14 protein-coding genes are annotated in these 12,267 nt (G+C 73.5%); 6 read left to right on the forward strand and 8 right to left on the reverse strand.

All coding sequences use genetic code 11. The features are described from left to right. Positions 1-17: 17 nt before the first annotated feature. Entirely contained in the window at positions 18-224 is a 207-nt protein-coding gene (gene sepF / locus BJ999_RS02750) for a cell division protein SepF (protein ID WP_179831795.1), read from the reverse strand. A 121-nt stretch (positions 225-345) separates the two neighbouring features. Between sepF and BJ999_RS02755 the strand changes: the two genes are divergently transcribed. The 3 genes from BJ999_RS02755 (at position 346) to BJ999_RS02765 (ending at position 1,711) form a co-directional block, all read left to right on the forward strand. After that, positions 346-708, forward strand: coding sequence for a DUF1801 domain-containing protein (locus tag BJ999_RS02755; RefSeq protein ID WP_179831796.1), 363 nt, complete (start codon positions 346-348; stop codon positions 706-708). 46 nt (positions 709-754) lie between these two features. Beyond that, positions 755-1,132 carry a hypothetical protein gene (locus BJ999_RS02760; protein ID WP_179831797.1) on the forward strand — a complete coding sequence of 126 codons (378 nt, stop codon included), beginning with the start codon at positions 755-757 and terminating at the stop codon, positions 1,130-1,132. Positions 1,133-1,315: 183 nt separating this feature from the next. Next, complete coding sequence (locus BJ999_RS02765; RefSeq protein WP_229810190.1) at positions 1,316-1,711, forward strand: ATP-binding protein; 396 nt, start codon at positions 1,316-1,318, stop codon at positions 1,709-1,711. Positions 1,712-1,767: 56 nt separating this feature from the next. Here BJ999_RS02765 and BJ999_RS02770 read toward each other — a convergent pair whose 3' ends face one another. The 3 genes from BJ999_RS02770 to BJ999_RS02780 all read right to left on the reverse strand — a co-directional run bounded on the left by BJ999_RS02770 (position 1,768) and on the right by BJ999_RS02780 (position 3,913). Next, positions 1,768-2,424 carry a choice-of-anchor P family protein gene (locus tag BJ999_RS02770; RefSeq protein ID WP_179831799.1) on the reverse strand — a complete coding sequence of 219 codons (657 nt, stop codon included), beginning with the start codon at positions 2,422-2,424 and terminating at the stop codon, positions 1,768-1,770. A 45-nt stretch (positions 2,425-2,469) separates the two neighbouring features. Further along, the gene (locus tag BJ999_RS02775) at positions 2,470-3,288 is read right to left on the reverse strand and encodes a L,D-transpeptidase (protein WP_179831800.1); all 819 of its coding nucleotides are present in this window, start codon (positions 3,286-3,288) and stop codon (positions 2,470-2,472) included. A gap of 151 nt (positions 3,289-3,439) precedes the next feature. Then, a complete protein-coding gene (locus BJ999_RS02780; RefSeq protein WP_179831801.1) occupies positions 3,440-3,913 on the reverse strand; it encodes a MarR family winged helix-turn-helix transcriptional regulator in 474 nt (157 codons plus the stop codon). Between the two features lie 94 nt (positions 3,914-4,007). Here BJ999_RS02780 and BJ999_RS02785 point away from each other — a divergent pair, with 94 nt between their 5' ends. After that, positions 4,008-5,198, forward strand: coding sequence for a PP2C family protein-serine/threonine phosphatase (locus tag BJ999_RS02785; RefSeq protein WP_179831802.1), 1,191 nt, complete (start codon positions 4,008-4,010; stop codon positions 5,196-5,198). A 143-nt stretch (positions 5,199-5,341) separates the two neighbouring features. Here the strand turns inward: BJ999_RS02785 and BJ999_RS02790 are convergent, their stop codons facing one another. Beyond that, the gene (locus tag BJ999_RS02790) at positions 5,342-7,021 is read right to left on the reverse strand and encodes a sensor histidine kinase (protein ID WP_229810191.1); all 1,680 of its coding nucleotides are present in this window, start codon (positions 7,019-7,021) and stop codon (positions 5,342-5,344) included. Then, entirely contained in the window at positions 7,018-8,220 is a 1,203-nt protein-coding gene (locus tag BJ999_RS02795) for a PP2C family protein-serine/threonine phosphatase (RefSeq protein ID WP_229810192.1), read from the reverse strand. Before BJ999_RS02795 ends, BJ999_RS02790 begins: the two co-directional genes overlap by 4 nt. Before the next feature lie 213 nt (positions 8,221-8,433). Between BJ999_RS02795 and BJ999_RS02800 the strand changes: the two genes are divergently transcribed. Together BJ999_RS02800 and BJ999_RS02805 are read left to right on the forward strand one after the other, a co-directional pair. Beyond that, positions 8,434-9,066 (forward strand): RNA polymerase sigma factor, encoded by a 633-nt coding sequence (locus BJ999_RS02800; RefSeq protein ID WP_229810193.1) that lies wholly within the window; start codon positions 8,434-8,436, stop codon positions 9,064-9,066. Then, positions 9,063-10,217, forward strand: coding sequence for a CU044_5270 family protein (locus BJ999_RS02805; protein ID WP_179831803.1), 1,155 nt, complete (start codon positions 9,063-9,065; stop codon positions 10,215-10,217). Before BJ999_RS02800 ends, BJ999_RS02805 begins: the two co-directional genes overlap by 4 nt. Before the next feature lie 67 nt (positions 10,218-10,284). Here BJ999_RS02805 and BJ999_RS41705 read toward each other — a convergent pair whose 3' ends face one another. Together BJ999_RS41705 and BJ999_RS02815 are read right to left on the reverse strand one after the other, a co-directional pair. Beyond that, entirely contained in the window at positions 10,285-10,521 is a 237-nt protein-coding gene (locus tag BJ999_RS41705; RefSeq protein WP_229810194.1) for a hypothetical protein, read from the reverse strand. A 145-nt stretch (positions 10,522-10,666) separates the two neighbouring features. After that, complete coding sequence (locus BJ999_RS02815) at positions 10,667-12,148, reverse strand: pentapeptide repeat-containing protein (RefSeq protein ID WP_179831805.1); 1,482 nt, start codon at positions 12,146-12,148, stop codon at positions 10,667-10,669. Positions 12,149-12,267: the final 119 nt, after the last annotated feature.

A 12,267-nucleotide genomic window follows, 5' to 3' on the forward strand; every position in this document is an offset into this window, starting at 1 on the left:
CCGCGCGCATCCGGCTCTCAGGGCTGGAGGAGGAAGAGTTTTCGGTCGACGCGGTCGAGGGCGCCGCCGCGGCCGAAGACCAGGCCGGTGGCGAAGTCGACGAGGCGTTTGGCGTCGCCGTCCGGAAGGTCCGTCAGGTCCATGAGCACGGGCACGCCCTTGCGGAAGAAGTGCCCGACGTACAGGACCTCGTTGTAGTTCTGGGGACGCAGCGACTTGACCACGGCCCCAGTCTGCCCGGCGCCTCCGCAGGGTCAAGTGACCCACGCCACAGGCAAGAAATCTCTCCCGATTGTCGATCCGCCCGTCCGCCGAGCGACGCGTTCGTGACGAGAGGGGATCGACATGGGTAAGCACGCGAATGTTCAGCAGTACGTGGCGGACGTGCCGCAGGGGCTGCGGGACGTCCTGGAGAAGGCGCTCGCGGTGGTCGGCGAGGCGATGCCCGAGATCGAGCCCGCGCTGTGGCACGGCCAGCCGACCTGGAGCCTCGGGGACAAGCCGGGACAGAAGCCGGTCTGCTTCCTCAAGGCGTACTCCAAGCATGTGACGTTCGGCTTCTGGAAGGGCCAGTTGATCGAGGGCGGCTCCGTCCGCCTGGAGTCCATGTCCAGGCAGATGGCCGGTGTGAAGCTGCGCGACCTGGACGACGTCGACGCCGACCTGTTCACCGGATGGGTGGAGCAGGCACGCGCCCTGGAAAAGTAGTCAAGGATGCTTGACGTCAAGACCACTTGACGAACACACTCGCATCATGGTCACTCCAGATGGGATCGAGCGAGACGTCACGCTGACGACTGCGGCGGCCCGGTACGACGAGTTGTGGGTCCGGGACGCCGTAGGGGAACCGCCGCTCCGGCGCGAGGAGGTCCTCGAACTCCTCGCGCTGGGGGAGGTGATCGCGAGGAAGGCGGTCTACGGACGGCAACTCGCCGTCCGCTCGGCCCGCCGCGCGGGCGCCTCCTGGGCCCAGATCGGGGGCGCGATGGGCGTCAGCAAGCAGGCCGCCTGGGAAGCGCACGGCAAGTGGATAGACGACCAGGCCGAACAGAACCGTCGCAGCGACTACCAGGGCCTGGACGAGAACCAGGCCGCGGCCGCCCGCCACCTGGCAGGCGACGTGGACGAGTAAGCCCCGTGAGGAGGGGCGCACCCTCCACGGTGATGTTTCCACCCCGGTGACCGGGCCCGCGACACCCATGCGCCGGCCGGAGGAGAGCGCTGCAATAAGCACAAAAAAGTTTCTCTCGGTTAGCGCTGGGAAATCTGTGTGCTAGAGGGAACGGAGGCGATTGGCATGGAGGTCGTTCTTGAAATGACCCTGCCGAGGAACGCAGAGAGCGCTCCGCTGGTGCGGCACACGCTCGACGCCTCTCTCCGCGGGCTCGGAGTGGGTTCCGAGATCCGTGCCGATATCGCGCTCGCCCTGGGCGAGGCGTGCGCGAACGTCATTCAGCATGCCGCGGCCGGAATGGAGTACGAGGTCCGGGCGCGGATGGACGGCGCGCGGTGCGTCGTGGACGTCATCGACGGGGGCACGGTGGACGGGGCGGACGGGGCCGCGGCGTGGGAGCGCGTGGAGGCGCCGCCGCTGGCCGAGCACGGGCGGGGGCTTCGGTTGATGCGGGCTTTCACGGAGGGGGTTCAGATCGCCGGGCGCGCTCACCGGAACGGGTCGATCGTGCACTTCGAGAAGTCGCTGGCGAGCTGACGGCATGGAACGGCCCGGCGGGCGGGTGCCCGCCGGGCCGCGGCTCTCGGGAGCGGTCAGCCGGTGACCGGCAGGTCGTGCTCGACCGGGGTCGGCGCGGGCGCCTCGGCGGGGCCGTGCGCGGGGCCGGCGGCCTTGCCGCAGGTGGCGGACGCGACCCGGATGGCGCCCTTCTTGCCGGGCAGGGCCAGCTCCATGGCGGTGACGGCGAGGCGGCCGTCGGCCATGCGCTGCTGCTTGTTGAGGACCAGGGCCGTCCGGCCGAGGCCGTCCACGTCGACGGGGACGGTGGTGTTCGGCGGCGGGGTGGAGTCCAGACGCTTACCGGCGAGCGTGGCGCGGGCGAGGTGGGCGCCGCCCTTCCCGGCTGTGCACTTGGCGGTGACCGCGTCGGCCAGCAGTTTGGCGGACGGGACGGACAGGTGCGTGACGGCCGAGCGGGCGCGGGCGGCGGAGGCGTCGACGTCCAGCGCGGACGCCTTGACCAGCTTGGTGCGGTCCTCGCGGAGCAGGCTCTTGCTGACCCGGCCGGTGCTGGAGGAGACGGCGGGCACCGGCGGGACGGCGAGCGGCCCGGTCACGGTCAGACCGTACGCCGAGCCCTCGCTCCCGGGGGCGGCGGCGAGCGCCGGCGCCGGGGCGGCGGCCGCGGCGAGGCCGGTGGCCAGCAGCCCGGCCGTGGCGAAACGTCTGGCGGCATGGATGTGACGCATGAACGTACTCCGATTCTGGTGTGAGCTGGGAGTGGTGCCGGCCGGTCAGGCCGAGATGAACACCAGGGAACCGAGCGGCACCCGGGACAGCGCCTTCAGCGCGTCCGCGGGCACGCGCACGCAGCCGTGCGTGACGGCCTTGCCGAACACCGAGGTGTCGGGCCAGCCGTGGAGTGCGACGGTGCCGGGACCGCCGCCGAAGGTGTCGAGGGTCGCCGAGTGGGTACCGAGCGGCAGGACGATGGGACTGGGCGTCTTCTTGGCCGGGGCGAGCGTCGCCATGACGAACGTCCGGCCGGTCGGCGTCGGGGTCCGGACGTCGCCGACCGCGACCGGCCAGCGTCCCACCGGGCGCGCGGACCTCTCCAGGACGAGCCGCCTGCGGGTGAGGTCGACGCGGACGGTGTAGGGCGTGCGCGCGGTCTTCAGCGCGGTGCCGGGAACCCAACCGGTCGCCCCGTTGGGACGGCTCGGCAGGAGCACTCTCCGCCAGTCGCCGGAGGTCTCCACGACGGGCACCCACGTGGGGCCGTCGAGTTCGGTGGTCGGAAGGGTGGCGAAGCGGTGGCCGGCCGGACGGTCGAACACCGGCGCCGGGCTGGTCGGGTGCACGACGAGGCCGTCGGTGGCGCCGTCGGGCGTGGTGTCCGCCGGCGCGCCGGTGACGGTCGTGAAGGTCGTGGCCTCGGGGACCTTGGCGGGCGCGGCGTTTCCGCCCTTGGCCCCGCCCCTGGTTCCGGCCGACGCCGCGCCGTGCCCGGAGGAGGAGCCGCCGCAGCCGGCGGCGGAAAGGAGCAGGGCAGCGGTGATCCCGCCCGCGGTGGCGGCACGCAGGGAATGCCGAGGGGCACGTATGGTCGCCATGAGCGGGGATGTTAGTAGTGGTGAGGGCGGCCGTATCGAGAATGGCGAAAACGCTCCGGAGGCCGCCGCCGTAAATGTAGATAATGCTCTATTTAGAAGACACTTTGCGGAGCGTCACGACTTTTCGGGGAAAACGGATTCAATGGACGGTTCACGCGAGCATGGAGAGGGACCCGCCGTCGTCGCCGGGACGGGTGGCCGCCTCGTGGAACTCGGCGAGCCCCCACAGCAGCGCGGCCTGCGCGGCGGCCGGCATCTCGGCCAGCACGCGGGTGAGGTCCTCGCGCCGCCGCAGCCGGAGCCGGTCGAGGAGCGCCTGACCGTCGGCGCTCAGCCGGACGGTGACCTGGCGCCGGTCGCGCCCCGGGTCGCGCGTCAGCAGCCCGGCGGCCTCCAGCCGGTCGCACAGCCGGCTCGCCGACGAGACCAGCGCGCCGAGTTCGCCCGCCAGGCTGCTGATGTTGACGGGCCCCCGCTCCAGGACGAACAGCGCACGCAGTTGCGTGGACGGAATAGGGACATCCGGGGCATTGTGGGCGCGCGACCACACGTTCAACAGGGTGGAGGCCGCATCATCGAGCGCAGCCGCGGATTCCGCGGCGTCCTCACCCGACGTGGCCACCATGCCCTCCACTGTTACACACGACGTCGCCCACGGCATCCCGGGACCTGCGGGTCCGCCGGCCGCCGGGACCGTGCGCGACGAGGCGAGGATCGAGATGCACGGTGCACCTGGGGAGAACGGGCCGTTCGAGGCCGCCAGGAAGGCGATCTGGGCGGCCCCGCCGAACGAGGTGATCGCCGTCGCGGCCGCCATCCTCGGCCGGCACGCCGGCGGTGCGGACACCGAGGTCCTGATGATCGACTACCGGCAGGCGTACCTCGTCCGGACGCTCGCCGCCGGTGACGACGTCCCCGTGGACAACACCCCGCCCGGCCGGGCGTTCGCGTCGCAGCGGGTCGTCCGGGAGGACGGGGACGGGCTCACCCACCTGCCGCTGACCGTGAAGGGGGAGCGGATCGGGATCCTGTCGGTGCGGCTTCCGGACGGCGGACCGCCCTGGCTGGACGACTTCGCGGGCGTGCTCGCCCGCGCCCTCAAGATCGCCGACCAGGCCACCGACCGGTACCGGCGCCTGCGACGGCGCACGCGGCTGACCCTGGCCGCCGAGATGCAGTGGGATCTGCTGCCCGCGCCCGCCTACCAGGCGCCCGAGCTCGGTTTCGCGGGCCAGCTGGAGCCCGCGTACGCGGTGTGGGGCGACGCGTTCGACTGGGCCACGTCCGGCGAGCGGTTCACGCTGACCGTCAGCAACGGGATGGGGTCGGGCACCGAGTCGGCGGAGCTCACCCATCTGGCGATCAGTGCCCTGCGCAACGCGCGCCGGTCCGGCGGCGACATCGTCGAGCAGGCCGAGCTCGCCGACGAGGCGGTGTTCGGACGGCACCGGGGCGAGCGGCTCGTGGACGCGCTGCTGCTGGAGTTCGACCTCGCCGACGGGCGGGTCCGGGCCATCGACGCGGGCTCACCGAGGATCAGCCGGATGCGGGGCGGCGCGACGGAGCAGATCGGTTTCGTGGCGCAGATGCCGCTCGGGATGTTCGGCGACACCCGCTACGTGCCCCAGGAGTTCGCCGTCGAGCCGGGCGACCGCCTGGTCATCGTCAGCGACGGGGTGCACGCCGCCCGGTCGCCCGCCGGGGTCATGTACGGGGACGCCGGGCTGCCCCAGGCGATGCGCGCCACCCGGCTGCAGGATCCGCCCGAGGCCGTCCGCACCATGGTCCGCCACTACGTCGAATTTCACGAGGGCACCGAGCCGGCCGACGACGCCGTGGTCGTGTGCGTCGACTGGACGGGACGGGACCCGGACGCCGGCAAGGCCGACGCGGCCGGTGAGGACGCCTGACGATCCTGCCGACGCAGCCGTCGATCCGGCGAACGCCGAAGCCGAACAGCCCGTCCTCGCCCGGGTCGGGGGACATGGGCGCGGTGGTGGGGGCGGGGATCAGGATGCCCTCGCCGGGCTCCGGACCAGCTCACCCGGGGTGCTCAGTCGTCCGGATCTCCGGTGCCCTCTCCGGCACCGTCTTCAGTGCCGGTCGACGGCTGTGCCGGCAGCGTCCACCGGAACGTGGTCCCGGGGGTGACCGTGTCCGGCTCGGCGTGCTCGTCGGCGGCGAGCCAGATGCGGCCGCCGTGGTACTCGACGATCTTCTTGCACAGCGCCAGGCCGATCCCCGTGCCGGTGTACTCCTCGCGCGAGTGCAGCCGCTGGAAGATGAGGAAGATCCGGTCGGCGTAGCGGGGGTCGATGCCGATGCCGTTGTCGGCGCAGCCGAACTCCCACTCGTCCCCGGTGCGGCGGACGTCGATGGTGACGCGCGGCGGCACGCCCTCCCGGCGGAACTTGATCGCGTTGCCGACGAGGTTCTGGAACAGCTGGACCAGCTGGGTGCGGTCGCCGGGCACGTCGGGCAGCTCCGCCACGTCCACCTCGGCGCCGGTCTCCTCGCGCAGCGTGGAGAGGTTGTCCAGCGCCTGCCGGACGACCTCGTCCAGGTCGACGGAGTCCTCGGGGCGCGACAGCCGGCCGACGCGGGAGAAGCTCAGCAGGTCGTTGATCAGGGCCTGCATGCGCTTGGCGCCGTCCACGGCGAACGCGATGTACTGCCGCCCGCGCTCGTCGAGCTGGTCCCCGTACCGGCGTTCGAGCATCTGGCAGAAGCTGGCGACCTTGCGCAGCGGTTCCTGCAGGTCGTGGCTCGCGACGTAGGCGAACTGCTCCAGTTCGCCGTTGGAGCGGCGCAGCTCCTCGGTCTGCTCGTCGAGCCGGCGGGACTTGTCCTCGCTGGTGCGCCACTCCTCGATGATCCGGGCGCGCATCGCGTCGATGATCACCGCCAGCTCGTTGATCTCCGCCGGGCCGGGGACGTCGAGGCGGTGCCCGAAGTCGCCCTCGGAGACGGCGCGGACGCGTCCGGTCAGGGTCGACACCGGCGTCAGGACGGTCCGGCGGAACAGCAGGGCGAGCAGCAGCGCGGCGGCGACGACCATGGCGAGCGCGGCGAACGTGGACCACTGGGCGGTCCTCGCGCGGGAGTTCAGCTTCGCGGCGGCCCGGTCGTGCAGCGCGGTGATGCCGGTCTGGAGCGGCGTCATGTCGCCGCGCGCCTGCACGAGCAGCCGGCTCGCCAGCCGGCTCTCACCGCGGTCGATGCCCTGACCGCCGGGCCCGGCCGCGACCCGGTCGGCGAACCCCGCCCGCCAGGCGCGCGAGTCGGCGGTCGCCCTGGCGAGGAGCCGGTCGACCTCCTCGTGCCCGGGAACCCCGGCGAGGAGGCGGCGCATGCGGGCGGCGGACGCCGCCTCCTGGCGCACGGCGGCCCGGTACTGCTCGACGTGCTCGCGCCCGCCCTCCTCGGCGTACGCGCGGATGGCGGTGTCCTGGCCGGTCACGGCGGTGGAGAGCCGGAACTGCTCCAGCGTCGCCGGGTCGACGCGCTCGATCAGGACGTCGCGGGCCTGCTCGTTGCCGTACAGCGCCATGCCGGCCTGCACGAACGTGGCCAGCAGAAGGGCGCCGAGGACGGCGGAGCCGATCCGGTAGATCTGGACGAGCCGGACCCGGCCCATCCCCCGACCCTCGGGGATCTGCGCGCCGGGCAGCACGGCGCCCGGTCCGGCGGCCCGCGGCTCCTCGCCGGTCTCGGCGGGCGTGGCGGCGGTCACCGGTCGTCCCCGCGGCTCAGCATCAGCAGAGCGAGGTCGTCGGCCAGGACGTCCCCGTTCAGCCGTTCGGCCTCCGTGATGAGCCCGTCGACGAGCACGTCGCCCTGCCTCCCCTCCTCGTGCGCGGCCTCGGCGAGTCGCAGCAGGCCGGCCACGTCGAGGTGCCCGCCGTCCTCGCCGGCGGACCCCTCGATCAGCCCGTCGGTGTAGAGCAGCAGCCCCCACTCGTCGCCGAGCTCCAGGTCGGCGGCGGGCCATCGGGCGCCCGGGAGCAGCCCGAGCGCCGGGCCCCGCGGCTCGTCCGGAAGGGGCTCCACGCCGCCGGGGGAGAAGAACAGCGGGCACGGATGCCCGGCCCGGTGCACCCGGGCGGTGCGCCGGTCGGGCGCGATCGTCACCATGCAGACGGTCGTGAAGATCTCGTCGCTCCACCGCTCGTGCTGCAGTACGGCGTCGAGGGTGTCGAGGAGGCGCGAGCCCGTGTGCCCGGCGAGGACGAGCGTCCGCCATGCCATGCGGAGCCGGACGCCGAGGGACGCCTCGTCCGCGCCGTGCCCGCTCACGTCGCCGATCACGGCGTGCACCGCGCCGTCGGCGGTCTCCACTGTGTCGTGGAAGTCGCCGCCGAGCAGCGCGCGGTCGCGTCCAGGCCGGTAGCGGGTGTGGTGCCGCAGCGTCGTGTCGTGCAGGATCGGCACGGGCAGCAGGCCGCGCTCCAGCCGGGCGTTCTCCCTGCTGAGGGCCCGCGCCTCGACGAGTTGCCGCTCGGACTCGTCGGCGCGCTTGCGCTCGATCGCGTAGCTGATCGCCCGGGTGAGCAGCGCGCCGTCGGCGTCCTGCTTGACGAGGTAGTCCTGGGCGCCGGCGGCGACGGCCGCGACGCCGACGTGGGCGTCGGCGAGGCCGGTCAGCACGAGGACGGCGGTGGTCGGGGCGTGCTCGCGCACCTGGTGGAGGGCGTCGAGGCCCTGCGCGTCCGGGAGGGACAGGTCGACGATGACGCACTGGATGTCGGACCGCAGCGCGGCGAGGGCCTCGGTGAGCGTGGCCGCGACGGTGATCCGCAGGCCGGGTTGCGCCTCGGTCAGCAGCTCCTCGAACAGGAACGCGTCGCCGGGATCGTCCTCGACGAGAAGGAGGTGCGGGGAACCGGCGACACCGAGAAGCCGCTCCGCACCGCGACTGGGCATCGCGGCCATGTCTCAGCTCCTTCTGTCCGGCGTGGCCGGGCCGATGTCAGGTGGGAGGCCCTTGTCATCGAGCAAATGTTAGAGGTATCGGGCGCCCTGGGGGCACGCGGAGCGGCTAAACGGCGCTCTCCCGGCGGAACCTGCTCGCCTTCCGGTAACGATGCCGCCCCCCGCGCCACTACCTCGTGACATGACCTGAACGGACGGACGGAGGAGCACGCGGTGGCAGACGAGGCCCCCGATGAACAGCGCTTCACCGCGATCTACGACGAGTGCCGCCAGCGCGTGTGGGCCTACGCCGCCGCCCGCGCCGGCGGCCAGGTCGCGGACGAGGTGGTGAGCGAGACCTTCGCCGTGGCGTGGCGGCGCCTCGCCGACGTCCCGGACCCGGCGCTGCCGTGGCTGCTCGGCGTCGCCCGGAACGTGCTGCGCGACGGGCACCGCGCGCGGGTGCGCCGCGAGTCGTTCGCGGCCGAACTCGGCCGGTGGGCGCCGCGCCAGACCGGCGACGTCGCCGAGGACGTGGCGGAGCGGCTCGCGGTGCTGCGCGCGATGGCGGCGCTGCCCGAGGGGGACAGGGAGATCCTGATCCTCATCGCCTGGCAGGGCCTGACCCCGCGCGAGGCCGCCCGGGTCGTCGGCTGCTCGCCGGCGGCGCTGCGGGTGCGCCTGCACCGCGCGCGCCGCCGCCTGGTCCGCGCGGCCGAGGACGAGCAGTCCGACGCCCGGACGGCACGCGCCCGACCGGACCCGCCCCACCCGCCCACCCGGGCCGACACGAGACCGGGGCCGGGTGGCGCGGCGGCGCAGGGAGCACGTTCGCAGGTCGGGTTCATCAAGGAGGAGACGGCATGAAGGATGTGATGCGGGTGTTGCGGGATGCCAGGCCTGAGGAGATGGGCCCGGGGGCGCCGGTGGACGAGGGCGTGCGGCGGGACGAGCTGGCGCGGGCCATGGCGGCGCCGCGTCCGGAGACCGGGAGCGCCGTGCCCGTGCGGCGGCGGGTGCGGCCGGCCTGGGGGCTGGGGCTGGCCGGGGTGGCAGCGGCGGGTGCGGTCGCCGCGGCGGCGGTGTTCGTCGCCCCCGGCGGGGACGGGACGGAGCCGGGCAAGCAGGGCGGAGGCGGCGAGCGGGTTCTCGACGCGCGGACCGTCCTGCTCGCGGCGGCCGAGAAGGCGGACGGGCAGACCGAGACGATGCGGGCCTTCTGGCACCAGGTGACGGTCTCGTCCTCCACGTACACGGTCGGGAAGGGCGGCGGCCGCTACGCCGTCACGGTCAGGAGCAGGGCGGAGAGCTGGACGCCGAGCAGGCCCGGCGGCAAGGCGTGGGCCGCGGGGCAGGAACTGGGGGCGAAGCCCGCGACGAAGGAGGACGAGGAGGCGTGGCGGCGTGCCGGGTCGCCCGGGACATTCAAGATCGAGATTCCCGTGGTGCCTGGCGGCAAGGGACGCCTGAAGGGGTTCACGGTGAAGACGTCGCCCGGTCCGCGCAGTTTCAACGGCTCCGCGCTGGTCGACGGCGACAAGGTGTTCTGGCTGGGCCGGAACGTGACCATGAAGGATCTGCGGTCGCTGCCGTCCGACCCGAAGCGGCTCAAGGCCGAACTGCTGCGCTGGTACAAGGGCCACGACACCGAGTCGAACCGGCCGATGGCGTCGGACCGGTGGCTCTACACCGTGGCGCGCGGACTGGTGATGGACATGCCGGTGAAGCCGGGGGTGCGGGCGGCCGCGTTCCGGATGCTGGCGGGGCTCCCGGCGGTGCGGTCGCTCGGGAAGGTCACCGATTCGCAGGGGCGGACGGGGAACGCCATCGCGGTGGACGAGAAGACGCCGCAGGGCGTGATCCGGGAAGAAATGATCATTGATCTGGCGTCGGGCACCGCGCTGGCCAGCAGGAACGTCATGGTGGCGCCGGCGGCCGGGGCGAGCGTCCCGGTGGGGCGGACGATGAACTCCACCGCCCTGGTCGGCGCCGAATGGACCGATTCCAAGCCGCGCTGACGTCATTGCGGAAGGGACGGTGCCGGCGCGGTGCCGTCCCTTCCCGGCGTTAGTGGCCGGGTTGTGATCAGGCGCTTCTGGGAGTGCGGCGCGCGGTTCTCTGTGCGGCTTTGCGGCCCGCGGCGGCCGCCTTGGCGCGGTTCAGGCTTTCGCGGACCTTGGCGGCGCCGCGCGCCGCGGTCACGGTGTCCTTGGCGCGGCCGGCGTAAACGGCGAGCACCTCGGCGACGGGCGGAGGCTGCCATTCCTCCTTCGCCACGATCGGCAGGACGGGGACGGGTGCGGCGGCGGAGTTTCCGGACACGGGGTTTCCAGTCACGGGGACGAGCGCGAGATGCGATTGGCAGTGCGGGCACTGCACCCCCGGATGGGTGTCTCTGCTCATAACAAGAATCATTACGCGTGGGTCTGACAAAACAACCCCCCGCCTTTAGCGGGCTTCCGGGCGCCTATGTGCTACGGGCGCCCGGGTGGGCGGCGCGGACGCTCCCCATGCGGTTGTCGTGGCGCGTTCGGTCGTCGTGGCGGACCAATGACACGCCGCAGCACAGCAGCGCGATGATGACGGCGAGCCAGGCCACGGCGCGTCCGGCCCGCAGCCCGTATCCGCAGGTGATCCACAGAAGGTGCAGGCCGGCGCGGCGCCACGGGTCGCGCTCGCCGTGCCGCCGCATCTCCAGCGCGCTGTAACGGAAGTCGCGGGCGAGGCGGTCGTGGTCGGAGTCGGCCGTGGCGCGTGCCAGCGCCAGGTACAGGGTGTGCAGCCGGTCGTCGTGGCCGGCGCCGCCGGCGAGGTCCTCGGCGAGGACGGCACGGTCGCGGCGGCGCCACGGCCGCGGCCTGCGCCGTCCGGGCGCGGTCGCGAACGCGCAGTCGCCCGTGATCCGCAGTGCGTCCGGCCGCCGCAGCCCGAGGAAGCCGCAGCCGCTGAGGTCGACGTCGGCGAGCAGCAGCCGGGTCGCGTCGGCGCGGCGCAGCGAGAGCAGCCGGACGCCGGACGGGCCGGTCCCGGCGGGCTCGGCGAGCCCCTGGATCGGGTGGGCCAGCGCCCGGACGGCGGCCGGGCCCTCGAACACCGCGTCCTCCAGGTCGAGTTCGGCGTGGCGGAGCCGGAAGTCGGCCTCCCCGTGGACGATCGCGCCGCGGGCGATGACCTGGCGCGCCGCCGCGTGCACCCGCAGCCCGCCGTGCACGGTCGCGTCCGACAGCGCGATCCGGCCGCCCGCCGCCAGCGGGCCGAGCCAGGCGCCGTGCCGGAACCGCGCCCGCTCGAACCGGGCGTGCCGCGTCACCTGGACGCGCTTGAACGACACGTCGCCGCGGAAGCACGCCCCCTGCATCGCCGCGTCCCGCCCGAACCGCGCGCGGTCGAAGCAGGCCGCGCCCATGAGCACGGCGCCGCGGAAGGCGGCGTCGGCGTGCCACCGCGTCGCGCCGAAGAGGGCGTCGCCGGTGAACACGGCCTCCTCGAAGGAGGCGTGCCGGTGGAACCGGGCCTCGTGGAAGGACACGTTGCGCCCGAAGCGCGCCCCCCGGAACGACACGTTCCCGAAGAACCGCGCGTCGTAGAACGACGCGCCGCCGAGGAAGCGGGCGCCGTCGAACGAACTGTCGCCCTCGACGCAGAAGCCGCGCAGTCCCGCGTCCGCGGGCAGCACCGCCCCGTCGAACCGGGTCCGGCCGAGGTGGGGCCGCCCGTCGGGCCCGGTGGCGGCGTCCAGCACCCCGTCCAGCAGCCACGGCGGGACGGTGACGCCGCGCAGGTCGAGATCGGCGCCGGGGCGCAGCGAGCCCATGAACCGCTCGAACTCGCGGGGGCGCAGGTGGGCGGGGCAGCCGCCCAGGTCGCCCGCGGCCCGGCCGGTGCAGCCGTCGACGGCGGTGCAGCGCGGCCAGAACACCGTGGGCGGCGAAGCCTCGTGAGGAGTCACGGTCTTCGTTCTACCCACGCGGGGGCGCGCAGTGAAGGTCTCCCGGTGGCCAGGTCGTTGCAACCACCCGGCCACGCCCGGCGGGGAGGGCCGGACGGAGTGATCTGCGTGAACCGCGG

The organism is Actinomadura citrea, from assembly GCF_013409045.1.
GTDB classification, from domain to species: domain Bacteria; phylum Actinomycetota; class Actinomycetes; order Streptosporangiales; family Streptosporangiaceae; genus Spirillospora; species Spirillospora citrea.

Coding starts and splice junctions, on each gene's coding strand:
- BJ999_RS02775 (WP_179831800.1), bottom strand. CDS start 3,288: ATGGCGACCATACGTGCCCCTCGGCATTCCCTGCGTGCCGCCACCGCG.
- BJ999_RS02785 (WP_179831802.1), top strand. CDS start 4,008: ATGCACGGTGCACCTGGGGAGAACGGGCCGTTCGAGGCCGCCAGGAAG.
- BJ999_RS02765 (WP_229810190.1), top strand. CDS start 1,316: ATGACCCTGCCGAGGAACGCAGAGAGCGCTCCGCTGGTGCGGCACACG.
- BJ999_RS02805 (WP_179831803.1), top strand. CDS start 9,063: ATGAAGGATGTGATGCGGGTGTTGCGGGATGCCAGGCCTGAGGAGATG.
- BJ999_RS02770 (WP_179831799.1), bottom strand. CDS start 2,424: ATGCGTCACATCCATGCCGCCAGACGTTTCGCCACGGCCGGGCTGCTG.
- BJ999_RS02795 (WP_229810192.1), bottom strand. CDS start 8,220: ATGGCCGCGATGCCCAGTCGCGGTGCGGAGCGGCTTCTCGGTGTCGCC.
- BJ999_RS02760 (WP_179831797.1), top strand. CDS start 755: ATGGTCACTCCAGATGGGATCGAGCGAGACGTCACGCTGACGACTGCG.
- BJ999_RS02755 (WP_179831796.1), top strand. CDS start 346: ATGGGTAAGCACGCGAATGTTCAGCAGTACGTGGCGGACGTGCCGCAG.
- BJ999_RS02780 (WP_179831801.1), bottom strand. CDS start 3,913: ATGGTGGCCACGTCGGGTGAGGACGCCGCGGAATCCGCGGCTGCGCTC.